Raw genomic sequence first — 22,448 nt, forward strand, 5'->3', positions numbered from 1 at the left:
GAGGTAATCCCATGTCCGACATGCAACTCATCGCCGGCCTCGATACGAGCGGCAGCGCAAAACTGTTCGAAGCCGCGTGCAAACTCATCCCCGGCGGCATCAACAGCACCGCGCGCGCGACCTGGTCCGGCTGGAATCCCTATCCGCTGTTCGTCGACAAGGGCGAAGGCTCGCGTCTCACCGACGTGGACGGCAACGTCTACATCGACTATCTGCTCGGCCTTGGGCCGATGATCTTCGGCCACCGTCCGCCGCGCGTGACCCAGGCCGTGGTCGATTTCATCCAGCAGCGCGGCACCGTGTTCGCGCTGCCGACCGCGGACGAAGCGCGCCTCGCGCAAAAGATCATCGATGCCGTACCGAGCGTTGAACAAGTGCGCCTGTGCAATACCGGCACCGAGGCCGTGCTCTACGCGACGCGCCTCGCGCGCGCCTTCACCAAGCGCAACAAGATCATCCGCTTCGAAGGCATGTACCACGGCTTCTCCGACGGTGTGTACTGGAGCAAACACCCGAACATCGCCAAGGCCGGTCCCGACAATCGACCGATTCCGGTGGCGCAGGGCCCGGGCATGCCGAAAGGCGTCGAGGAAAACCTGATCATCCTGCCGTGGAACGACGCGCAGGCGCTGGCCGACACGATCGCGCGCGAAGGCGACAGCATCGCCGCGGTGCTGACCGAGCCGGTGATGTGCAACACCGGCTGCATCCTGCCGCAGCCCGGCTATCTCGAAGCCATGCGCGAGCTGACGCTGAAGCACGGCATCGTGCTGATCTTCGACGAAGTCATCACCGGTTTCCGCCTCGGCCTCGCCGGCGCGCAGGGCCGCCTCGGCATCAAGCCCGACCTGTCCGTGTTCGCCAAGGGCGTCGGCGGCGGTTTCCCGGTCGCGGCGATGGGCGGCCGCGCCGACATCATGGCGCTGGTCGCCAACGGCACGGTGTCGATGGCCGGCACCTACAGCGCCAACGGCATTGCGATCGCCGCGGCCAATGCCGCGCTCGACGAACTCAACACGCCCGGGCTGTACCAGAAGCTCGACGCGGTCTCCGACGATTTGCGCTTCGGCCTGGAAAAAGTGCTGAAGGATGCGGGCCTGCCGGCCTACGTCGTCGGCGTCGGTCCGCTGATGCAGGTGTGGTTCGCGAAGGACGAAATCCACAGCTATCGCGACGCTGAGCGTCATGCAGATCAGAAAATTTTCGATGTCTGGTGGAAAGGCATGCTCGCTCGCGGCGTGCTGTTCCATCCGGGTGCCTACGAAAACCTGTTTGTCTCCACCGCGCACTCGCATGCAGACGTGGCTGCGACGCTTGATGCGGCGAAGCAGGTAGCAGCGACGCTCGCGCGCACGATTTGAAGAGAGCGCTATGCAACAGGAAGATCGCAAGCCACTACAAGTGGCGGTGGTGACGCCGTACTACAAGGAGCCGGCTGCGATCCTGAGCCGTTGCATGGAGAGCGTACGGACGCAGAACTATCTGCACGTCATGCACTACATGGTGGCCGATGGTGTGCCTCAGCCCGAACTGATGGCCGAATGGCCGCAGGTCCGCCACATTACATTGCCCAACGGGCATGCCAATTATGGTTCAACACCTCGCGGCATCGGCGCGCTGTGCGCGCTGGCCGACGGCTTCGACGTGGTATGTTTTCTCGATGCCGACAACCTGTTGCTGCCCGATCATGCGGAATCGCTGATACAGGTCTACGATCGCGCGCGTGCGCAAGGCGAGCCACTCGATGCGGTGTTTTCGTCGCGATATCTGTTCCTGCCGAATCACGAACACCTCAGACTGGTCCCGCCTGGCGAAGCAAAAGGCTCGGCCTTCGTCGACACCAATTGCATCAGCCTGTCCCGTTCAGCCGGATTCCTCTGGGGCGCCTGGTGCCAGTTGCCCCGGTCGCTGACGCCGATCTGCGACCGCGCCATGTGCAAGCTCATGCAGGATCACAAACTGCGCGTGGACTGGACGGAGCGGCATACCGTGCTGTACGAGGCAAACTGGAGGCGCACCTACCTGCTGGCTGGGTTGACACCGCCCGAAAGCGGGTTGCATGACGATACGCTCGACGTCGTCGGCGAGGGCCTGACGGAAGAAGAGACTTGGGCGCTGCTCAGGGTGAAATGGACCTACGTAAAAAATCCGGGTGCCGAAGGCGCGGAGCAAAGTAAAAAATGACCTGCGCGATCGTGACCGGGGGCGCTGGGTTCATTGGCAGTCACCTATGCGAAGCACTGCTCGCTCAAGGTTATCGAGTCGTCTGCCTGGACGATCTGTCCACTGGCCTGGCGCGCAACATCGCGCATCTCGATGGACATCCCCGGTTTGCTTTCATTCGCGCGGATGTGGTGTGCGAGAGTGCATGGACATCGTTGTCTGCGGCCACTCGCGTATTCCATCTCGCCAGCCCGGCCAGTCCGGACGACTATCAGCGCACTCCGGTAGAAACGATTCGCACCAACGTCGTAGGCATCTTCAATGCATTGGAATTTGCGCGCACGCACACGGCCAGATTGCTGCTGACATCCACCAGCGAGGTCTATGGTGATCCGGCGGTACATCCTCAGCCGGAAAGCTACTGGGGCAACGTCAACCCTGTAGGGCCACGCAGCTGCTACGACGAAGGCAAGCGCTGTGCGGAAGCTCTGGCCATGGCGCATGCGCGCCAGCACGGCACAGCGGTGCGTGTGGCGCGGCTGTTCAATACCTACGGTCCGCGCCTGCGTCCCGACGATGGACGCGTGGTGAGTCAATTTATCGTGCATGCGCTGCGGGGCGAACCGTTGCCGCTGTACGGCAACGGCTCACAGACGCGCTCGTTCTGTTACGTGGGCGACATCGTACGCGGACTGCTGGCGTTGATGAATCAGGATCGGACCACAGGCCCCGTGAATTTGGGCAACCCGCACGAGATCACCATCGCCGCGCTGGCACACGAAGTGCTGCGCCTGACCGGCACAACCGCAGGCTTGCAGGTACAGCCGGAACGCACGGACGACCCACGTCGCCGCCAGCCAGACATCCAGCTGGCCCAACGGCTTCTGCAGTGGCGTCCCGAAGTGGGGTTGCAGGAGGGCTTGGGCGCCACCATCGAGTGGTTCCGCGCGCATCGGGCTGAAGAATTTCCTCTGCAGGCGGAGGAGGTTAAGCAAACCGATGCACGCGGTCAGTTAGACGGGTTGCCGGTGCCCTGAGCTGGCCTCATCCCAGTTCTTGCCTGGTTTGCGCATGCGGTCCCGCGTATCGGGTCAGGGTTGCTGCGCCAGCTCGTAGTCGAACTCGTAATAGTGCTTACCGCCCTCGGCGATGACGATCTTCATCGTGCCGTCGAGACCGGTCAATTCCTCGGTGCCCGAACCCGGGACGACGATGATGTTGAGGTAGGGCGCGCCGTCCGTCATCGTCGCGTTGTGCTGCAGCGAAAATCCACCGCGCTTGCCGTCGAGCGTGCCGGTCACCCGTTCGACCGCGACGTAGCCGCCCGAGCCCTTGGCGCTGCCGGCGTACAGCATTTCGCCCTGGCTCGTCGCTTCGAGTTCGCCGTGGAACTGCTTGTCGATGGACATGCGGCCGAGGCCCGCGTCTGCGTTCTTGTTGTACGCTTCGAGCGGCTGCAGCTTCACGTCGAATGCGCCTTTGGCATGGTGTTTCATCGTAATTCCTTTGTCGTTGGCGACACGGCTGCTATTGGATTGGCCTATGCTCTGTTGGATCGCGCCAACCAGCAAGGCCAACGTAACCAGGGAAACGGTAGTCATGCGCATGCTGATTCCTCGATTGCGACGCAGACCGCCGTGTCGAAAGGAATGCTAGCGGGGCTCACATCTCTCGGGATTGAATAAACGCGACATGGCGAGAAGCAAGCCGATCAAATTGCGTGGTGCGCTGAATTCACGACTCGACGCCAAGGGGTTTCGCCATGCGCGCTATTGGCCGTCCCCAGATCTGGCGCAATTCGTCGAACACTATTGGGCCGTTGACTGGGTGCTGGACGAACCCTGTGTCCGTGAGACGTTGCCGCATCCGGTCGTCCATCTCGTTGCCGAGAATGGCGAGGCAACGCTGGGCGGGCCGTCGACGCAGCGCTGGATGCGCCAGTTCGCGCCGGGGTACGGCCGCGTATTCGCGATCAAATTCCGTGTCGGCGGCTTCCGCCCGCTCGTCGACGGTCAGGTCAGCGCCTACGCCAATCGCGTTCTGCCCGCGCGTGAAGTATTCGGTGAACAGGCGCGCCATCTCGGTCGCGACGTGCTCGCCGCCGAAGACCATCACGCCGCCGTTGCGATCTACGAGTCGTTCCTGCGCGGCTTCGGCCTGCGCGACGATCCCGTGGTCGATCTCGTTGCCGGTATTGCCGAGCGCATCGCCGATGATCGTGATATTACGCGCATCGAGCAGGTGGCGACGGAATTCGGCTTGACCCAGCGCACCTTGCAGCGGCTGTGTCGCGATTACGTCGGCGCCACTCCCAAATGGCTGATCCAGCGCTATCGCCTGCACGAAGCGGTGGCGCGCATCGACACGGGCGCGGCATGCGACTGGGCCGCGCTGGCGCTCGATCTAGGCTACGCCGACCAGGCTCATTTGATCCGTGATTTCAAGAAGATCGTCGGCCGCACGCCGCTCGAATATGCGAAGGCGGGAGCGCGCCCGTGATTCGCAGTGGCGTCGCGGCGAGGTATTCTCGCCACTTGCTCCATCTCGTTCGCATCCTGTTCGTGTTGATCCTCGCGATGATCGCCGTACCCGGTACCGCAGTTGATGTTGCCGATCCGGTTCCTGATTCCGCGCGTGCACGCGCGGCGGCTACGCGCGTGCGCCCCGCGCTCGAGCGCGATCTGGCGGTGCGGCATCTGCGCTACGGCGCGCCGGTCTTCGTGCGCATTTTCAAGCGCGAGGCCGAGCTCGAGCTGTGGCTGCGCGGAGGCGATGGGAAATTTATACTTTTCCGAAAATACCCGGTGTGCAAATTCTCTGGCGAGCTCGGTCCGAAGCAGCGCGAGGGTGACAATCAGGCGCCGGAAGGTTTCTATTCGGTTGCCCCGCGCCAGCTCAATCCATCGAGCAAATTTCACCTCGCCTTCAACCTCGGATTTCCAAACGAATACGACCGCGCGCACGGCCGCACCGGCAGTGCGCTCATGGTGCACGGTGATTGTGTTTCGATCGGCTGCTATGCGATGGGCGATGCCGGCATCGAGGAAATCTACACGCTGGCTGCCGCGGCTTTGCACGCAGGGCAGGGCGCGTTTGCCGTGCATATATTTCCGTTCCGTCCGACGACGGGGGCGCTGTCCGCGGCCAGGGATTCGCCCTGGCTCGGGTTCTGGAACGAGCTCAAGCCGGCCTACGATTTCTTCGAGCGCGAGCATATTCCGCCGCCGATCGCGGTTGAGCACGGCCGCTATCGAGTGGAGCCGATCAGATAGCCGATCCGGGTGCGACCTTTCGGTTCCGCGGCCCAGGCAATGCATGCGCGCCATAGTCAACCGCACTACATCTTGCGGTCATAGTAGGTGTCGTCCCCGACGATACGATCGTTCCCTATCGTGTAGACGGACATCAGGCGCACCGAAATCGGTTTGTCCTGCGCACCGCCGAGGTGGCCGGTCATGACAAACTGCGCGTAGACATGATTTCCGACACGCTCAAGCGATGCAATGTCGTCGCGGGCATCCGGAATCATGGCGAAGACTTTGCGATAGGTGTCCGCGATGGGTCTGTTGCCGCTCAGGTTGGGATAGTCAGGCGAGTGCAGCGTCGCGTCGGGAGCGTAGAGGCGCTCGATCGCTTCGGCATCGTGCCGATTGAATGCGGTGAATTTTTGTTGCACGGTTGCCAGTGCGCCATGGCCGAGCGGCTGGGCCGGCAAGGACAAGCTTGCGATCAGGCACAGCAAGCCGGTCAAGGCGAATGTCTGCTTCTTTTTCATTTGCGCTTTCAGCCTCGGTTTCAGGTGGGTGGTGGAAGTAAGATCATCCCATTGGGAATTCCGCCATGATTGGAAAAAGCCGACACCCCGAAGACGAACAGGCGCCTGGACTGGCGACCGATATCGTCGGCCAAGGCTGTGGGGTGTTGCGCCACTCGCCTTCACCCGGCCCTTACGTGCATTTGCGATATGCGCCGCCGCCGGACCTCGCGCCGTGGGTCGAGCATTTTTGGATAGAGCGCTGGAGCTTCTCGGACGCCACCCCGCAAACGCGGGAGATGCTGCCGCATCCCGCGGTGCATCTGGTTTTCGCTCCGAACCGATCGCGGATATACGGTGTGCAGCTGCGCCGGTTCGTGCGTGAGCTGCGGGGCTCCGGTTGCATTCTCGGCGCAAAATTCCATCCCGGCGCGTTCTTCCCGTTCTTCTGCCGTCCGGTCGGCGACATCGCCAACGGGTCGATTCCCGTGGCCGAAGTCTTCGCGCATGCGTCGGATGCCGAAGCGGAGGTGCTGGGGGCGCGCGGCGACCGCGCCATGGTTCATGCGGCCGCCAACTTTCTGCGTGGAAGCACACCGGCGCGAGATTCCAAGGTTGAGCTCGCACGCGATGCGGTCAGGCAGGTCGTCGAGGATCCGGCGCTGACCCGCGTCGGCGATCTGATGCAGCGCCTGCGCATGACCGAACGCGCTTTGCAGCGCCTTTTCTTTGCTTACGTCGGTGCGAGCCCGCGCTGGGTCATCAAGCGCTATCGCACCTACGAGGCGCTGGAACGTCTTGCCGATGCGCGCGGCGTCATGCTGAGCGATCTCGCGCAGGATCTCGGTTACTTCGATCAGGCGCACTTCACCAACGACTTCAGGAGGCTGACCGGCCATCCCCCGGCGAGGTACGCAGGAACGGGAACCGGTCGGACTGTGAGCCAACTGCAGCGACGCCAGGGAACGTCCGATTAACCTGCTGCGCTCGATGTTGCCCTGCCTAAAAAAACCGCAAATCGGAGTCCTTGTCGCGCGCCATCCTCGCGTGCAAATGTCATGCCGCGGGCGTAGGCTGAAGATTCCCTTTCTGACGGAGCCGAGCAATGAAAATCGAACAAATCGCCCAGCGCCTCGTTGAATTGTGCAGAGAGGGCAAGTTCGAGCAGGCGCAAAAAGAACTGTACGCGGACGACGCGATCAGCATCGAAGCCGAAGGCACACCGATGGCGGCGGGTGGTCCGGCGAAAGGATTGGAGGCGATTTACGAGAAAGGCCGCCAGTTCAACGCCGGCATCGAGGCCTATCACGGCATGCAGGTCAGCGAGCCGCTCGTCGCCGAGAATTGGTTCAGCGTCAAGATGGTGCTCGATGTCACCATGAAGCAATGGGGCCGCCAAGTCATGCAGGAAATCTGCGTCTACCACGTGCGCAACGGCAAGATCGATCGCGAGCAGTTCTTCTACGACACCGGCGGCTGAGCGCGCCGCTCGGGCGTGACTTGAGGCAGGGGCGGGCGACCGCGGCATCGCGCTAGCATCGGCGCTCGTTTCGCTACGGGGAATTGCGATGAAAAAGCTGGCGGTCTCGTTGCGCCGGTTGTCGCTCGCTTGCGCGGTGGCCGCGGGCGTGCTCGGTATGGGTTCTTCCAGCGCGATCGCGGATACCGCGGCGACGGCCAAGCCCGATGTGGTCGCGGCCAACGTCGACGCCTCGGTCAATCCGGGTGACGATTTCTTCACCTACGCGAACGGCGCCTGGCTCAAGGCGCATCCGATTCCGGCATCGGAAGCGAACTGGGGCATCGGTCGCGCCGTGCAGGACGAGCTCTACGCGAAGCTGCGCAAAATCAGCGAAGACTCGGCCGCACAGAAGGACGCCGCATCCGGCAGCGACGCGCAGAAGATCGGCGATTTCTGGTCGACCGCGATGGACGAGGCGTTGGCCGAGCGCAACGGTCTGACGCCGCTCAAGGCGCAGCTCGCGCAGATCGATGCAGTGAAAGATGCCGCTTCCGCGCTCGACGTCGCCTTTGCGCTGCAGCCGCTCGGCGTCGGCGCGTTCTTCGACTTCGGCGTGTTTCAGGACGAGAAGGCAAGCGAAGTCATGGCCGTGCATGCCGTGCAGGGCGGCCTCGGCCTGCCCGAGCGGGACTATTACTTCAACACCGAGGCCGGCGTGGCCAAGGCGCGCGCGGCCTACGTCGTGCATCTGGCGAACGTGCTCAAGTTGCTCGGCGCGGATGCGAAGTCCGCCGCCGCGCAGGCGCAGAAGGTGATGGCATTCGAGACCGCGCTGGCCAAGGTTTCGCGCAAGCTCGAAGATCTGCGCGACCCGGAAAAGAACTACAACAAGATGGCGCCGGCCGAGTTCACGCAAAAGTATACTCCGGCGATCGTCTGGGCCGAGCGCCTGCAAGGCTGGAAGCTCGATGCGCCGTACCTGATCGTCGGCCAGCCGGAATTCTTCGCCGGCTTGCAGGCCCAGCTCAAGAGCACGCCCACGCCCGTACTGCGCGACTATCTGCGCGTACAGCTCGTCGATTCCTATGCAAGCGCGCTGAACAAAGCCGTCGACGACGAGAGTTTCAGCTTTTATGGCAAGGTGCTGCGCGGGCAGAAGGAACAACGTCCGCGCTGGAAGCGCACGCTCGATGCCGAGAACCGTGCGATGGGCATGATCCTCGGCCGCATCTTCGTCGCTGAATACTTCCCGGACAACACCAAGCAGCGTTACAACGCGGCAGTCGAAGCCATCCGCAGCACCTACGCCGAGCGTATCGACAAACTCGACTGGATGAGCGCGGCGACCAAGACGAAGGCGCGCGAAAAGCTGGCCGCGGTGACGAAGAAGGTCGGCTATCCGGACAAGTGGAAGGACTATTCGGCGCTGACCGTCGGTCGCGCGGCGTACGCGGAAAACGTGATGAACGCGCGGCGCTGGGGCTGGAACGACATGCTGTCGAAGTTCGGCAAACCGGTCGACCGCAGCGAGTGGGGCATGACCCCGCAGACCTACAACGCCTATTACAACCCGTCCAACAACGAGATCGTGCTGCCGGCTGCGCAGTTCGCAATTCCCGGCTTCAGGGACGGCGACATCGACGACGCGGTCATCTACGGCTACGCCGCCGCCTCGACGATCGGCCACGAGATCACCCATGGTTTCGACGACGAGGGTCGCCAGTTCGACGCCAAGGGCAACCTCACCGACTGGTGGACGGCAGACGACGCACGCAAGTTCACCGAGCGCGCGCAGGTCATGGTCAAGCAGTTCGACGCCTACGAGCCGTTGCCGGGGCTGCACATCAATGGCAAGGCCAGCCTCGGCGAGAACATCGCCGACTACGGCGGCATCCTCATCGGCCTCGATGCGTTCAAGAAGACCGAGCAATACAAGCGCGGCGAGAAGATCGCCGGCTACACGCCGGTGCAGCGCTTCTTCCTCGGCTATGCCCTTTCCTGGATCTTCGAACAGCGCGATGAGGCGTTACGCCAAGGCATGCTCAGCGACGTGCACGCGCCGCCGAAATGGCGCGTCAACGGGCCGCTCGCGAACGTCGGCGAATTCCACGAGGCGTTCGGCGTGAAGCCGGGCCAGGCGATGTACCGCGCCGAGGCAGACCGCGTACGTATCTGGTGACCAACCGGGTGGCCGTGCGCTTTTACAGCGCGAGGCTGACGCGCACGACGCCCGGATTGTTGAGCGACATGCCGCGCTCGAAGCCGAGCTTCGCGCAGAGGTCGAGCATCGCGCTGTTCTCGAGCAGCACGTCGCTCCACAGTTCGATCGCGCCGAGCTTGCGCGCCGAGGCGATCACGCGCTGCATGAGCAGGGTGCCGAAGCCTTGGCGCGCAAAGCGGCCTTCGACGACGATCGCAAATTCGGCGTGGGCGAGCACCGGGTCGAAGTGCGCGCGCGCGACGGCGTGGATCTCGACCGGCAAATCCGGGTACACGGGGTCGTCCGGCGTGGCCAGCACCCAGGCAAATGCGACTGTCGGATCGAGTTCGCAGAGCTGGTGCGCGAACGCATCGGGCAGTTCGTTGAGAGGATGCAGGAAGCGCAAGCGCACTTCCTCCGGGCTAAGGCGGTGGAAGAAGCGCTGCAATACCTCGACGTCGTCCGCGCGGATCTGGCGCAGCACCAGCGGGGTGCCGTCGCGCGTCGTCAGCGGTTCGCCCGCAGCGCCGGCGCGGCGTGGCTTGCGCGGCAGGCTGCCACGGCTTGGCGGCGGCCGGATGCCGCGCATGGGTTGCGGCACCACCCAACGCTCGGCGAGCCTGCCCGGATTTTTTGTTAAAGTGTTCATGGGATCACATCTTGGGCGTTCGATTTGGAGCAGCCCACCTAAATTCCGTCGTGATCGTTCAGTAACATGACCCGTCGTTCACGCGGCGGATGCAAACCCCAGCCATTCTGCGCTTTTCGATGATCGCACCATGAACGAAACGGAACTGAAAGCGCTCAGCAGGGACTGGCCTGGCGTCGCCAGCGCGGTCAAGTGGGACGACGACCTCTGCTTCACCGTAGCCGGCAAGATGTTCGCCGTCTATTGCCTGCACGGTCCGCACCGCGGGCGTATCTCGTTCAAGGTCGACGCCGAACGCTTCCTTGAATTGACCGACCAGCCCGGCATCGTGCCGGCGGCTTATATGGCGCGCGCATTCTGGGTATCGATCGCCGAACCGGATCGCTTCGCGCGCGCGAAGATCGCCGAGTTCGTGCGGCGCTCGTACGAACTCGTGCGCGCCGGCCTGAGCAAGCGCCTGCAGGCCGGCCTCGATGCCGCGCAAGCAGCCAATTCGAAATCTTGATCCAGGAAACCACCGGATGTCGGGCAAAGCCGATTCGCTGAAAACGATCTTCTACGCGCTCGGCGCGAACTTCGCAATCTTCGTCTCCAAGGCCGTCGCGGCCGTCATCACGGGCTCGAGCGCGATGACCGCCGAAGCCGTGCATTCGCTCGCCGACTGCGGCAACCAGTTGCTGCTGCTGCTCGGTCTCAAGCAGGCCAAGGCGCCGCCGTCGCCCGACTATCCGCTCGGCCGTGGCAAGGAGATCTACTTCTGGTCGTTCCTCGTCGCACTGCTGCTGTTCAGCGTCGGTGGCGCGTTCTCGATCTATGAAGGCTTGCACAAACTGCATGAGCCGGAGCCGGTGAAGTGGCCATGGCTGGCGATCGGTGTATTGACCTTCGGTATCGTCGCCGAAAGCTTCTCGATGCGCGGCTGCATGATCGAGGTGAACAAGGCGCGTGGCGCGCATTCGCTGTGGCACTGGTTCCGCGAGAGCCGGCAGAGCGAGCTGATCGTGATCTTCGGCGAGGATCTCGCCGCCTTGCTCGGCCTTGTCTTCGCCCTGCTCGCGGTGCTGTTCACCGTGCTGACCGGCAACCCGATCTTCGATGCGATCGGCACGCTTGCGATCGGCGTGCTGCTCGTCGTCGTTGCCGTGTTCGTCGCGGTCGAGGTCAAGGCGCTGCTGGTCGGGCAGAGCGCCGACACCGAGGTCAACGCGGCGATCCGCGAGTTCCTCGACGGTCGTCCCGAGATTGCGCGCGTGTTCAATCTCATCACCTTGCAGCTCGGCAGCGAGATCATGGTCGCGGTGAAGGCGCAGATGCGCGGCAACCTGTCCGACCGCGGCGTGGTCGAAGCGATCAATGCGGTCGAAGCCGCGATGAAGCAGCGCTTTCCCGAGATCCGCTGGAGTTTTTTCGAGCCGGATATAACCGATTGACATGGTGGCCTGGACGTTGCGCATTGGAATCGGAGGCGACGCTCTACAAGCAGAAATCGAAGTGAGAAGGGGCTGATGCATGGATCAAAATTTCATCGTTCCCGCGCTGATGACGGCGCTCGTGTTGTGGGCTATCTACCGTCGTGTGCGACGCAATGTCGGACGTCAGCGCATCGAACCCGGGCGGATGAAATTTCGAATCGGAGTGTTGGGGATCGTTGCTGCGCTGATCGCAATTGGCGCGTTGCGGGATTGGTACATGCTCGGCGCGATGCTGGCCGGGATTGCCGCTGGGGTATTGCTGGGTTGGATTGGTCTGCGCGAAACGAAGTTTGAAGCGAGTGATCAAGATCGCTTTTACACGCCGCATTTGTACATTGGCCTGTTCGTTTCAGGGCTGCTGATCGCACGCGTGGCGTATCGATTCCTGGCCGTCTATCCATCCATGCACGCCGCCGCGCAGGCCGACCAGAATCCGTTCGCGGCCTATCAGAAAAGCCCGTTGACTCTGGCGATATTCGGCGTGGTGATCGGTTACTACGTTTTCTACTACGCGGGTATTTTACGCGTGAGTCGCGGGCTGAGGATGCCGAGTGCGGCGCTTCCTGAGCAATCGTTGAAATAGCACGCTTAACCGATCAAGGCGCCGATGTGAGCGGCAGTCGACTCGCGCAACGCAGTCAGACTGTAGCCGCCTTCGAGGCTCGATATCACTCGACCCTGCGCGTGCTTCCTCGCGATGTCGACGAGTTCACGCGTGATCCAGTCGTAGTCGGGCGCACCGAGGTTGAGGTTGGCGAGTGGATCGAGGTAGTGCGCGTCGAAGCCGGCGGAGATCATGACGAGTTGCGGGCGGAAGCGCTCGACCGCAGGCAGGATGATGTCGCGGCAGATTTCGCGGAACGCGAAGGAGCTCGACGCCGCAGGCAGCGGTGCGTTGACGATGTTGCCCACGCCGATCTCGTTCGCGGCGCCGGTTCCGGGATACAGCGGGGCCTGATGTGTGGAGGCGTAGAGCACGCCCGCGTTGTCCCAGAAAATATCCTGGGTGCCGTTGCCGTGATGCACGTCGAAGTCGACGATAGCGACGCGCTCCAGCCCGCGCGCGAGCGCATGCGCGGCGCCGACGGCGACGCTGTTGAACAAGCAGAAACCCATGGCCATGTCGCGCGTGGCATGATGGCCCGGCGGGCGCACGGCGCAGAAGGCACGCGATGCGGAGCCGTCGAGCAGCGCATCGACCGCAGCGCAGACCGCTCCTGCGGCGCGCAGCGCGGCTTCGAGCGAGTCGGGCGACATTGCCGTGTCGGCGTCGAGCTGGGCGTAGCCTTCAACCGGTGCCGCTGCGGCAACGAAATCGACCAAGGCTGGGTCGTGCGCGCGTTCGAGTTGCGCGCGCGTTGCACGCGGCGCTTCGATACGCTCGAGCATCGCGAAACGATCGTGATCGAGCGCTTCGAGCACGGCCTGCAAGCGCGCAGGTGATTCGGGATGACCGGGTCCGGCCGAGTGGCGCAAACAAGCGGAGTGGGTGTACAGCAAGGAGTGCATGTGCTGCGCTAGGTCCTCTTGCGGCGCTCGTGCTGCCAAAGTACCTCGCCGTGGCCCGATGCGCGCGCCAGCACACGCGCGATCACGAACAGCAGGTCGGAGAGGCGGTTGAGATAACGAATCGCCTCTGCACGCACCGTCTCGTCTCGTGCCAGGGCGACGACTTCGCGTTCTGCGCGCCGGCACACCGTGCGCGCCACGTGGCAGTGCGCCGCTGCCGCACCGCCGCCGGGCAGGATGAAATCCTTCAGCGGCGGCAGGTCGGCGTTGAAGCCGTCAAGCGTGGTTTCGAGTCGGTCGATGTCGTCCGCGTGAATCATCGCCATGCCGGGGATGCAGAGTTCGCCGCCGAGATCGAACAGGTCGTGCTGCACCTGGACCAGCGTCTCGCGCACCGAATCGGGGATCTCTTGCGCTAGCACGACGCCGATGACGCTGTTCAACTCGTCGACCGTGCCGTAGCTGGCCACACGTGCCGAATCCTTGGCCACACGTGTGCCGTCGCCGAGGCCGGTCGTGCCGTCGTCGCCGGTACGCGTATAGATTTTGGAAAGGCGGTTACCCACGACGGCACTCGCGCGTTGCGCGCGCGGACCGTGTTGCTAGGCTCGGCCATCCTGGCCTCGCCAAGTAACCCATCCCCGCGCATCCTGCTGCGGGCGCTCGCCGGCGCGATCTGCCATTCAAGGCAGATCGCGAAAGCCCGACTCGCCCGTCGTCGCCGGTACGTGTGTAGATTTTGGACAGGCGGTTACCCACACCGCACCCGCATCAGGCGTGCGCGGGCTGCAGGCTCGGCCAGCGGCGGCGCATCAGTTCGAAGCCGCCGAACAGCGCAGCGCTCCAGAACAGCGTGCCGTACAGCGTGCCCTTGAAGAACGGGAGGCCGGCGACGTAGCACGCGGCGAGGCTCTCGGTGCAGGCCGAGCCGGCACCGGCGCGCGCGGCCAGCCAGGTCGCAAAATTGGTGACCACGAAGAACAACACCGCGCTCGCGAACGCGCCGATCGCGACATTGGCCGCGCTCACCTTGTTGCGCAGGGCGAAGCCGCCGACCGCGGTCAATGCGATGCACAGGTAGACGGCCGGCAAGGTGCCGAGCCAGTCGCGCACCCAAGCGGCCGGAAGGGTGGTGGCGATGGCGACGTCGGCGACGATCATCGCGACGAGCGGGATGGCTACGCCGAGGCGGCGATCGGCGAAATACGCGCCGCCGAACAGCGCGATCGCTTCGACCGGAGTGAAGTTCCACGGCAGCGCGCCGGGAGCGAAATAGTTGGCCAAGCGCATCACGACCGCGAACGCGATCATCGCGATCAGCACGATGCTGCGCGGCGAAACGGTGGAAGAACGGGTGTCGAGCTGCATGGCGGTCTCCGGGTTCAAGCGTCGGCGCGGATACGAAAACCGGGCCGAAGCGCGGTTCGTATCATATCATTCGCGCCATGAATGACGAATCCTGCAACTTCGATTGCGACGTGCTGATCGTCGGCGGCGGCCTGGTCGGCGCCAGCCTTGCCATTGCACTCGACGGCAGCGGCTTGCGCGTCGTCCAGGTCGAGGCGGTCGCGCCGCAGATCAACCCGCACGCGAATCCCGACGAACGCAGCCTCGCGCTCGCTCGCGCGAGCGTGAACGCGCTCGAGGCGCTCGGCGTGTGGCCAACGATCGCGGCGAAGACGACACCGATCCGGCGTGTGCATGTCAGCCGGCGCGGCGAGTTTGGCACGGTGCGCCTCGATGCGGCCGAGCATGGCCTCGACGCGTTCGGCGCAACCTGTCCCGCGCGCGAGCTCGGCAACGGCCTGCTGATGCGGCTGGATCGCTGCGCGAATCTCGTGCGTCACGCGCCGGCGCGGCTGACCGCGATCGAGTCCGAGGGCGACGGCGTCGTCGCGACTCTCGCCAGCGGTGACGGCGAAAAGCGTTTGCGCACGCGATTGCTTGTCGGCGCCGACGGCACCGCGTCGTTCGTGCGCGATGCGCTCGGCATCGGCGCCGACAAGTTCGACTATGCACAGACCGCGTTTGTCGCCACGGTACAGCCCGAGCGCGCGCTGGATGGCTGCGCTTACGAGCGTTTCACCTCGACCGGCCCCGTGGCGCTGCTGCCGCTCGCGGATCGGCGCGCCGGCGTGGTCATGACCGTGCCGAGCGCGGATGCGGCGCGGGTGGCTGCGCTCGACGATGCAGGTTTCATCGCCGAGCTGCACGAACGCGTCGGCTACCGCCTCGGCAGATTCTCTCGCCTCGGCAAGCGCGTGTCGCATCCGCTCGCGCGCGTGATCGCACAGCGCGTCGTTGCGCCGCGCGCGGTACTGGTCGGCAACGCGGCACAGACGATCCATCCAATCGGCGCGCAGGGCTTCAACCTCGGCCTGCGCGATGCGCTGACCCTGGCCGAGCTGCTGCTCGGGCGGGCGCGCACAGGCGACGATGTCGGCGACGCGGCGCTGCTGCAACACTACGTCGAGTTGCGCCGCGAAGATCGTGACGGCACCGCCGCGACCAGCGATTCCCTCGCGCGCTGGACCGCGAGCGAGGCGCTGCCGCTGAAGGCGCTGCGTTCGCTCAGCCTGATCGCGATCGATCGCGTCGCGCCGCTCAAGCAAGCCATCGTTGCACGCGGCATGGGTTTTCGCGGGCACGCGCCGGCGCTTGCGTTGAGGGAAGGGACATGACTTCCCGCCGAGTTGCGGACGTTGCCATCGTCGGCGCCGGCATGGTCGGCGCCGCGCTCGCGCTCGATCTCGCGCGGCGTGGTTTCGAAGTCGTGCTGGTCGAATCTCGCGCTCCGGCGCCGTGGCGTGTGGAGGACGAAGTCGACCTGCGCGTCGTCGCCCTGGCCGCTTCGTCGATCGCGCTGTTACGGCGTTTGGATGTCTGGACGACGATCGCTTCGGCGCGCGCTAGCGCTTATCGACGCATGTACGTTTGGGATGCGCTTGCGCCTGGTTCGCTCGCTTTCGACGCCGCCGACGAAAGTGCGTCGGCGCTTGGCTACATCGTCGAAAACAGATTGATCCAGTCGGTGTTGTGGCAGGCGGTCGAGCGGCACGGTGGCATCGAGCTGCGTTGTCCTGCGCGCGTCGTCGCCAGCGAGGTCGATGACAACGGCGCTGCGCGCACGCTCGCATTCGAGGATGGGGCGCAGCTCAGAGCGCGCCTGGTTGTCGCTGCCGATGGTGCCGATTCGGCGCTGCGCGGTCTGCTCGGCATTGAAACGCGCGATCGCGACTACGCCCAGCGCGGCATCGTCGCCCATGTCGCGCACGCACGCGCACACGAGGCGACCGCGTGGCAGCGCTTCCTGCCGGACGCGACGCTCGCCTTCCTGCCGTTGGCCGACGGACGCAGCTCGATCGTTTGGTCGGTGGCGAATGCGGAAGCCGAGCGTCTGCTTGCGCTCGAAGACGAAGCGTTCCGTGTCGAACTCGGCGCCGCGTTCGATTTCCGTCTCGGCGCGGTCACCGCGACGACGCAGCGAGCGGCGTTTCCGCTGCGCTTGCGCCTCGCCGAACGCTACATCGGACCGCGTTTTGCCCTCGTCGGCGATGCGGCGCATGTCGTGCATCCGCTTGCGGGCCAGGGCGTCAACCTCGGTTTCCGCGATACGGTGGAATTGGCGAACGCGCTGGATGAAGCCAGGGAACGCAAGGCGGACTTTGCGGCGGAACAAATCCTGCGTCGCTACGAACGGCGCCGGCGCAGCGACAATGCGATGTCGGCGCATGCCTTCGATGCGATCCAGCGCGGCTTCGCTAGCGACAACCCCGCGCTGGCCGGCCTGCGCGGGGCAGGCCTTGCCCTGGTCGATCGCGTCGCGCCGCTGAAGCGCTTTTTCGCCCACCGCGCCGCGGGTTGATACGCGGCGTGTCCGCTGCAGGGTGACGATCAGCCCGGCGGCGGCAGATCGAGCGCGCGGCGCAACTCTTTGCGCGCGGCGTCGAAGTCCCTCCTGAAATCCGCGCGAGCTATCAAAGTCGCGGCGATGACCGATCCGGCGATGCGCCCCATTTCGACGTCCGAACGATAGTGCACGCCGGCGACGACGCGGTTGTCGCCGTACTCCCAGGCGCGGCGCATCAGTGCCGCTTTCTTCTCCGGCACCATGTCAGCGAGCACGATGCCCATCAGCGTGCCGAGCGTGGTGTGGCCCGATGGCCATGATCCGGAAGCGGACATGCTCGTGCCGGCGCGCAGCGGGTCGACGAGCTTGTTGAGCACGTAGGGGCGCGGGCGATTGAAACCCTTCTTCGCCGGCTTGACGACGACGTCTTCGGTCTTGGTCAGGCGCTCGGCCAGCGCGGCGAGTTTGGGCAGATTCTCCGCGGTGAACTTGTCGCCCAGCACATCGGCGAAGCGCCAGATGTTTTCCGCGCTGTCGGCGCGCGCGCGTTCGGCCATCGCCGGCGTGCGTGCCACCTGGATGGTCAGGATTTCGCCGAGTTCCGCCAGCGTCTGCGCAGAATCGTCCGCCGGTGGCGGCGGCAGGATATGCAGCAGGTCGACCGCAGTGGCGTCGACATAGGGTTTGACCTCGATCGCGGCGCTCGCTGCGTTGGCAGCGAGCAGCACGAAACCGACGAGGCAGGTCTTCAGGATGCGCATTCTTCTTGTCTCCATGGATTCGCACGCGCGGGGCGTACGGCGCGCGTGCGCACTCTGGGTGAGTTTCATGACGCTTTCGTTTCAGCGCACGTCGCCGGCAATTCGTTAAGCGGATTTAAGGAAATTGCAGCGCGACGGAAATATGCGAGCCGTAACGTGCACGCCGCCGTTGCCCCTTCACTAACCAAAAGAATCCCAGACCATGCCGAATTTTCGTTGCGTGTGCGTTTCTCCGCGGGCGTTGCGCTGCCTGCTTTCCGGCCAAGATGCCGCGTTCCCGTTGCGCCCACTCGCGCTGGCCGTGATGCTGGCCGCTTTCCCGCTTGCCGGTCTCGCCGCCGATGCGCCGGCCGATGTGGGCGCGCCGGCGGATGCCGCGAACGCGAACAAGGCCATGCCGCAGCTGCAGGAAGTCGAAGTCAGCGCAAGCTCAGGGCGCTCGGCGATCACGATGGCGCCGGTGCAGAGCGAGCTCGATGTGACCCAGCCGACCTCGATCATCGGCTTGGACTGGATCAGCAACCACGAGCCGCCGACCTCGGACTACGCGCAGATCGCGGCGATGGCGCCGTCGGTGACTTCGATCAGCCCGGCCGGCCCCGGTCTCGGCGAGGCCAAGCAGGTGACGATGCGCGGCTTCAACGACAACCAGTACAACGTCACCTACGACGGCATTCCATTCGGCGACACTAACGATTTCTCGCACCATACCTCGAGCTATTTTCCGGCCAAGATGATCGGCCAGGTTGCCGTCGACCGCGGTCCGGGCGGCGCAAGCACGATCGGCGAGGCGACGTTCGGCGGCACGATCGCGCTGCGCTCGAAGGATCCGCTCGACGACTTCGAAGTGATCCCGACGCAGACTTTCGGCAGCTACTCGACCACGCTGAGCCATCTCGAATTCAACTCGGGACGCATGGACGGCTTCGGCGGCGGCAAGCTGATCGCGAGCGCGCAGTACTACGACAGCGACACGTTTCGCAGCGATTCGGGTGTGCATCGCAAGACCGCGTACATCAAGTACGTGCAGCCGGTCGGCACGGACACCGAAATCACCGTGCTGAGCAACTACAACGACATCAAGTTCAACAACCCGGACAAGACCACGCTGACCCAGGCGCAGATCAACATGCTCGGGCGCGACTTCGGCCTCAACCACGACCAGTTCTCGACCGACTGCACCTGCTACAACCATCAGACCAAGCAGACGGACATGGAGTATCTCGGCATCAAGAGCACGCTGACGCCGGACTGGACGCTCGACAACAAGACCTACACGTACTACTACAACAACGACAGCAACGAGGCGCCGACGATCGGCACGAATGCGTCGAAGACCGACATGGGCGGCGTGCTCAAGGTCAACCGCTACCGTGCCTATGGCGACGTGTTGACACTGACGCGCAGCATGGCCAATGGCGAATTGCGCTTCGGCGGCTGGTACGAAACGCAGAAGAACGAGCGCTATCAGATCGCGCTCGACTACACGCTCGGCGGCATCCACGACGTCAAGGCCGGCAAGCCGGATTCGAATTCCTACAAGTACAACATGGACGACTGGCTGCGCACCACGCAGCTGTATGCCGAATACGCGTGGAAGGCGAACGATGCGCTGACCGTCACGCCGGGGATCAAGGGCCTGCAGTTCCAGCGCTCGATCGAGGCGCCGATCAACCAGACCACGAAGACGCCGCTCTACTATGACCAGACCTGGCGCAAGGCGCTCGGCTACCTCGCGGCCAACTACCTCGTCACCTCGGAGTGGAGCGTGTACGCGCAGGCCGCGCAGGGTTTCCTCGCGCCGAATCTCAATCAGTTCTACGTGCCTAATCCGGCGGAAAACAAGGCTTCGCCGCAGCAGACGATGAACTACCAGTTCGGCGCGGTGTACAAGACCGAGCGCTTCAGTGCCGACGCGGACGTGTTCTACATCGACTACAAGAACTTCCCGCTCTCTTCGGTCGATCCGGTCACCAAGGACCCGATCTTCGCGCTCGCACGCGGCGCGCGCATGTACGGCGTCGAGGCCGAGGCGACGTACTACTTCGGCGCCGGCGTCAGCGCGTTCGCGAATTTCTCGACGATCGATGCGCAGTTCAAGCGCTCGAGCCTGGATCTGCCAAACGTACCGGATGGCACGGTGGCGCTTGGCCTTTCCTACGAGGACAACGGCTTGTTCGGTTCGATCGCAAGCAAGTACGTCGGCGAGCAGAAGGTCTACAACAGCGGCTTCAATCCGGATGACGCGACGACCGTGACCGCACTCGGCAAATCGGACGGCTTCTGGCAAACCGCGCTGAGCCTCGGCTACGGCCGCAACATCGACGACTCGTTCATCAAAAGCTACAAGTTCCGTCTGCAGGTCGAGAATCTGTTCAACGCGCACCATCAGGTGGCCGACTCGATCAAGAACGGCAGCATCTATTACCTCGTGCTGCCTGGCAGGAACTGGTACGCCTCGGTCTCGCTCGGACTCTGGTAGCCTGATATCGGCGCCGCGCACCTCGTTGAGGAACCTCTGGCCAAGTTAGTCAGGGGTTCCTTAAACCTTTTTCGTCGTTGGCGTATCAAACTCGGAGCCATCTTCCTGGAGAACCCCGATGCGCCTGATTCTGCTCCCATTGCTGCTCGCTTCCCCGCTCGTCCTGGCCAACGAATGCCAGTTCAGCGCCGAACGCAATCTCGACATCGACCCGGCCGGCCTGCAGGCCTTGCGCATGGAGCTCGGGTCCAGTGACCTGAACGTGCAAGGCGATCCCGCCGCGACGCGGATCGAGGTGCACGGCAAGGCCTGCGCGTCCGAGCAGGCCTGGCTCGACGAACTGCAGATCGAGCAGAGCCGCCAGGGCGGCAAGGTTCTGGTCAAAGCTGCGCCGCGGCCGTCGCATTCCGGCCTGTTCGGCAAGCAGTACGCCTACATCGACTTCGTCGTGCGCGTGCCGGCGAATCTGGCGCTCGAGGTCCAGTCGGGCTCTGGCGACACGCATGCGGCGAACATCGCCTCACTCGACTACCAATCGGGCTCGGGTGACCTCAATCTCGATCGCGTCGCGGGAGCTGTCTCGGCCACGGTCGGCTCGGGCGACATCGTCGCCAGCCACATCGGCAGTTTCAAGCTCGGTCATGCCGGTTCGGGCGACCTGCGCATCTCCGACGTGCAGGGCGATGTGACGATCGGCCATGTCGGTTCCGGCGACCTTACCTTCAGCGACGTGCACGGCAGCGTGCGTGCCGATTCGATCGGCTCGGGCGATCTCGTCGCCGAGCGCGTCGGCAGCGACGTGTTCGTCGGCTCGATCGGCTCGGGCGACGTGACCGCGAAGACGGTCGGCGGCAGCCTGACCGTAGGCTCCGCCGGCAGCGGCGACATTCATCACAGCGGCGTCGTCGGCAAGGTCCAGGTGCCGAAGCGGCACGAGGACGATTGACGCTCGGTCGTAGTAGCGCTCTCGCGTCGTTGAATCAGCGCGGCGGCAGGGAAGGGACCGTATCGTCGGCCCCAGCCTTGTCGTCGCGCAGCGCGCGTTGCAGAATGCAGCGTCGAAAGGCGGTTCAGACCATGTACGCCAGCTTCCGCGAGTTCTACCCGTTCTACTTGTCCGAGCACGCCAACCGCCTGTGCCGGCGCATGCATTTCATCGGCAGCACGCTGGTGGTGCTGACACTGATCTGGCTTGGCGCCAGCGGGCGCTGGGCATTCTGGTGGCTGCTGCCGCTGTTCGGCTACGGCTGCGCCTGGATCGGCCATTTCTTTTTCGAGAAGAACCGGCCGGCGACGTTCACGCATCCGCTGTACAGTCTTGTCGGAGACTGGGTGATGTACGCCGGCATGCTGCGCGGGAAAATCACTTTCTGACGATACGAACGTAGAGCGAGGACGCACATGCCTTGGGTCGATCTGGTCACCCTGCTCGCCGTGTTCGAATTCCTCGGCATGGCTTGGCTTGTCGGCAGGGCGCGGGTCAAATACGCGGTGCGCGCGCCGGCGACGACCGGCAACGAACACTTCGAGCGCTGGTTCCGCGCGCAGCAAAACACGCTGGAAACCCTGATCATGTTCCTGCCGGCGCTGTGGATCGCCGCGCACTACTGGCCGCCCGGCTGGATGGCACTGCTCGGTTTGGTCTACGTGATCGGCCGCGTGGTCTACATGATCGGCTACGTGCGCGATCCGCGCACGCGCGGCATCGGCTATTACTTGAGTATCGTGCCGGTCGTCGTGCTTGCCGTGCTTGGCCTGGTCGGTTGCGTGCGCGACCTGCTTTAATCGAGGAAGATGAAAAACGAGGCCGCCACGATCAGGGCAAAACCGACGATGTGATTCCATTTGATCGCGGCGCCGAGGTAGAGCGTCGAGAACGCGACGAAGACGACGAGAGTGATGATCTCCTGGATCGTCTTCAGCTGCGCCGGGTTGTAGACGCGATAGCCGATGCGGTTGCCCGGCACTTGCAGACAGTACTCGAAGAACGCGATCGCCCAGCTGACGAGAATGACGATCCACAGCGGCCGGTCGGTGAACTTGAGATGGCCGTACCAGGCGAATGTCATGAATACGTTGGAGCCAAGCAGCAGCGCGATCGGCAATAGATAGTTGCTCATTTCAGGATTCCTGTTCCCATTCGTCT

The 22,448-nt window shown here is 64.0% G+C and carries 25 protein-coding genes; 17 read left to right on the forward strand and 8 right to left on the reverse strand.

Features of this window, described 5'->3' with window-relative positions; genetic code table 11:
* Nucleotides 1–11: 11 nt before the first annotated feature.
* The 3 genes from F455_RS0118785 to F455_RS0118795 are packed head-to-tail and all read left to right on the forward strand — an operon-like array spanning nt 12 to nt 3,200.
* Nucleotides 12–1,361 carry an aspartate aminotransferase family protein gene (locus F455_RS0118785; RefSeq protein ID WP_018974865.1) on the forward strand — a complete coding sequence of 450 codons (1,350 nt, stop codon included), beginning with the start codon at nt 12–14 and terminating at the stop codon, nt 1,359–1,361.
* Nucleotides 1,362–1,371: 10 nt separating this feature from the next.
* The gene (locus F455_RS0118790) at nt 1,372–2,184 is read left to right on the forward strand and encodes a glycosyltransferase family 2 protein (RefSeq protein WP_018974866.1); all 813 of its coding nucleotides are present in this window, start codon (nt 1,372–1,374) and stop codon (nt 2,182–2,184) included.
* Complete coding sequence (locus F455_RS0118795) at nt 2,181–3,200, forward strand: UDP-glucuronic acid decarboxylase family protein (protein WP_018974867.1); 1,020 nt, start codon at nt 2,181–2,183, stop codon at nt 3,198–3,200. Before F455_RS0118790 ends, F455_RS0118795 begins: the two co-directional genes overlap by 4 nt.
* 54 nt (nt 3,201–3,254) lie before the next feature.
* Here the strand turns inward: F455_RS0118795 and F455_RS0118800 are convergent, their stop codons facing one another.
* Complete coding sequence (locus F455_RS0118800) at nt 3,255–3,659, reverse strand: DUF3224 domain-containing protein (protein ID WP_020684108.1); 405 nt, start codon at nt 3,657–3,659, stop codon at nt 3,255–3,257.
* 196 nt (nt 3,660–3,855) lie between these two features.
* Between F455_RS0118800 and F455_RS0118805 the strand changes: the two genes are divergently transcribed.
* Nucleotides 3,856–4,662: a helix-turn-helix domain-containing protein gene (locus F455_RS0118805; protein ID WP_018974869.1), complete on the forward strand. Its 807-nt coding sequence runs from the start codon at nt 3,856–3,858 to the stop codon at nt 4,660–4,662.
* Nucleotides 4,663–4,697: 35 nt separating this feature from the next.
* Complete coding sequence (locus tag F455_RS0118810) at nt 4,698–5,435, forward strand: L,D-transpeptidase family protein (RefSeq protein ID WP_018974870.1); 738 nt, start codon at nt 4,698–4,700, stop codon at nt 5,433–5,435.
* A 65-nt stretch (nt 5,436–5,500) separates the two neighbouring features.
* Here the strand turns inward: F455_RS0118810 and F455_RS0118815 are convergent, their stop codons facing one another.
* Nucleotides 5,501–5,938 carry a nuclear transport factor 2 family protein gene (locus F455_RS0118815; protein ID WP_018974871.1) on the reverse strand — a complete coding sequence of 146 codons (438 nt, stop codon included), beginning with the start codon at nt 5,936–5,938 and terminating at the stop codon, nt 5,501–5,503.
* Nucleotides 5,939–6,003: 65 nt separating this feature from the next.
* Here F455_RS0118815 and F455_RS21465 point away from each other — a divergent pair, with 65 nt between their 5' ends.
* The 3 genes from F455_RS21465 (at nt 6,004) to F455_RS0118830 (ending at nt 9,558) form a co-directional block, all read left to right on the forward strand.
* Nucleotides 6,004–6,894, forward strand: a complete 891-nt coding sequence (locus F455_RS21465) for an AraC family transcriptional regulator (RefSeq protein ID WP_020684109.1) — start codon at nt 6,004–6,006, stop codon at nt 6,892–6,894.
* Between the two features lie 128 nt (nt 6,895–7,022).
* Nucleotides 7,023–7,397: a nuclear transport factor 2 family protein gene (locus F455_RS0118825; RefSeq protein ID WP_018974873.1), complete on the forward strand. Its 375-nt coding sequence runs from the start codon at nt 7,023–7,025 to the stop codon at nt 7,395–7,397.
* Nucleotides 7,398–7,485: 88 nt separating this feature from the next.
* Nucleotides 7,486–9,558 (forward strand): M13 family metallopeptidase, encoded by a 2,073-nt coding sequence (locus F455_RS0118830; RefSeq protein ID WP_018974874.1) that lies wholly within the window; start codon nt 7,486–7,488, stop codon nt 9,556–9,558.
* A gap of 22 nt (nt 9,559–9,580) precedes the next feature.
* Here the strand turns inward: F455_RS0118830 and F455_RS0118835 are convergent, their stop codons facing one another.
* On the reverse strand, nt 9,581–10,228 hold the full coding sequence (locus F455_RS0118835) for a GNAT family N-acetyltransferase (protein ID WP_026293540.1): 648 nt from the start codon (nt 10,226–10,228) through the stop codon (nt 9,581–9,583).
* Nucleotides 10,229–10,358: 130 nt separating this feature from the next.
* Between F455_RS0118835 and F455_RS0118840 the strand changes: the two genes are divergently transcribed.
* From F455_RS0118840 to F455_RS21470, 3 genes are all read left to right on the forward strand, one after another.
* A complete protein-coding gene (locus F455_RS0118840; RefSeq protein WP_018974876.1) occupies nt 10,359–10,733 on the forward strand; it encodes an MmcQ/YjbR family DNA-binding protein in 375 nt (124 codons plus the stop codon).
* A 16-nt stretch (nt 10,734–10,749) separates the two neighbouring features.
* Entirely contained in the window at nt 10,750–11,658 is a 909-nt protein-coding gene (locus F455_RS0118845) for a cation diffusion facilitator family transporter (RefSeq protein ID WP_018974877.1), read from the forward strand.
* 79 nt (nt 11,659–11,737) lie between these two features.
* Nucleotides 11,738–12,283, forward strand: coding sequence for a CcdC protein domain-containing protein (locus tag F455_RS21470; RefSeq protein WP_018974878.1), 546 nt, complete (start codon nt 11,738–11,740; stop codon nt 12,281–12,283).
* Nucleotides 12,284–12,288: 5 nt separating this feature from the next.
* On the opposite strand, the gene F455_RS0118855 is transcribed toward F455_RS21470, so the two are convergent.
* The 3 genes from F455_RS0118855 to F455_RS0118865 all read right to left on the reverse strand — a co-directional run bounded on the left by F455_RS0118855 (nt 12,289) and on the right by F455_RS0118865 (nt 14,577).
* Nucleotides 12,289–13,209, reverse strand: a complete 921-nt coding sequence (locus F455_RS0118855) for a histone deacetylase family protein (RefSeq protein WP_026293541.1) — start codon at nt 13,207–13,209, stop codon at nt 12,289–12,291.
* Nucleotides 13,210–13,217: 8 nt separating this feature from the next.
* Complete coding sequence (locus F455_RS0118860) at nt 13,218–13,775, reverse strand: cob(I)yrinic acid a,c-diamide adenosyltransferase (protein WP_018974880.1); 558 nt, start codon at nt 13,773–13,775, stop codon at nt 13,218–13,220.
* Between the two features lie 205 nt (nt 13,776–13,980).
* Nucleotides 13,981–14,577, reverse strand: a complete 597-nt coding sequence (locus F455_RS0118865) for a DUF6580 family putative transport protein (RefSeq protein ID WP_018974881.1) — start codon at nt 14,575–14,577, stop codon at nt 13,981–13,983.
* 77 nt (nt 14,578–14,654) lie between these two features.
* Between F455_RS0118865 and ubiH the strand changes: the two genes are divergently transcribed.
* Both ubiH and F455_RS0118875 read left to right on the forward strand, forming a co-directional pair.
* Nucleotides 14,655–15,890, forward strand: a complete 1,236-nt coding sequence (ubiH, locus tag F455_RS0118870; protein WP_018974882.1) for a 2-octaprenyl-6-methoxyphenyl hydroxylase — start codon at nt 14,655–14,657, stop codon at nt 15,888–15,890.
* A complete protein-coding gene (locus F455_RS0118875) occupies nt 15,887–17,074 on the forward strand; it encodes a UbiH/UbiF/VisC/COQ6 family ubiquinone biosynthesis hydroxylase (protein WP_018974883.1) in 1,188 nt (395 codons plus the stop codon). The genes ubiH and F455_RS0118875 overlap by 4 nt, the downstream gene beginning before the upstream one ends.
* A gap of 29 nt (nt 17,075–17,103) precedes the next feature.
* Here F455_RS0118875 and F455_RS0118880 read toward each other — a convergent pair whose 3' ends face one another.
* Nucleotides 17,104–17,820 (reverse strand): acid phosphatase, encoded by a 717-nt coding sequence (locus tag F455_RS0118880; RefSeq protein WP_018974884.1) that lies wholly within the window; start codon nt 17,818–17,820, stop codon nt 17,104–17,106.
* Nucleotides 17,821–18,022: 202 nt separating this feature from the next.
* Between F455_RS0118880 and F455_RS0118885 the strand changes: the two genes are divergently transcribed.
* The 4 genes from F455_RS0118885 (at nt 18,023) to F455_RS0118900 (ending at nt 22,087) form a co-directional block, all read left to right on the forward strand.
* Nucleotides 18,023–20,302, forward strand: a complete 2,280-nt coding sequence (locus F455_RS0118885; RefSeq protein ID WP_051084251.1) for a TonB-dependent receptor — start codon at nt 18,023–18,025, stop codon at nt 20,300–20,302.
* 118 nt (nt 20,303–20,420) lie between these two features.
* The gene (locus F455_RS0118890) at nt 20,421–21,248 is read left to right on the forward strand and encodes a DUF4097 family beta strand repeat-containing protein (protein ID WP_018974886.1); all 828 of its coding nucleotides are present in this window, start codon (nt 20,421–20,423) and stop codon (nt 21,246–21,248) included.
* Nucleotides 21,249–21,379: 131 nt separating this feature from the next.
* Nucleotides 21,380–21,676, forward strand: coding sequence for an Mpo1-like protein (locus F455_RS0118895; RefSeq protein WP_018974887.1), 297 nt, complete (start codon nt 21,380–21,382; stop codon nt 21,674–21,676).
* A 27-nt stretch (nt 21,677–21,703) separates the two neighbouring features.
* Complete coding sequence (locus F455_RS0118900; protein ID WP_018974888.1) at nt 21,704–22,087, forward strand: MAPEG family protein; 384 nt, start codon at nt 21,704–21,706, stop codon at nt 22,085–22,087.
* Here F455_RS0118900 and F455_RS0118905 read toward each other — a convergent pair.
* Nucleotides 22,084–22,422 carry a DMT family protein gene (locus tag F455_RS0118905; protein WP_026293542.1) on the reverse strand — a complete coding sequence of 113 codons (339 nt, stop codon included), beginning with the start codon at nt 22,420–22,422 and terminating at the stop codon, nt 22,084–22,086. The two genes, F455_RS0118900 and F455_RS0118905, sit on opposite strands and share 4 nt — an antisense overlap.
* Between the last annotated feature and the right edge of the window lie 26 nt (nt 22,423–22,448).

This window comes from Rudaea cellulosilytica DSM 22992 (assembly GCF_000378125.1).
GTDB classification, from domain to species: Bacteria; Pseudomonadota; Gammaproteobacteria; order Xanthomonadales; family Rhodanobacteraceae; genus Rudaea; species Rudaea cellulosilytica.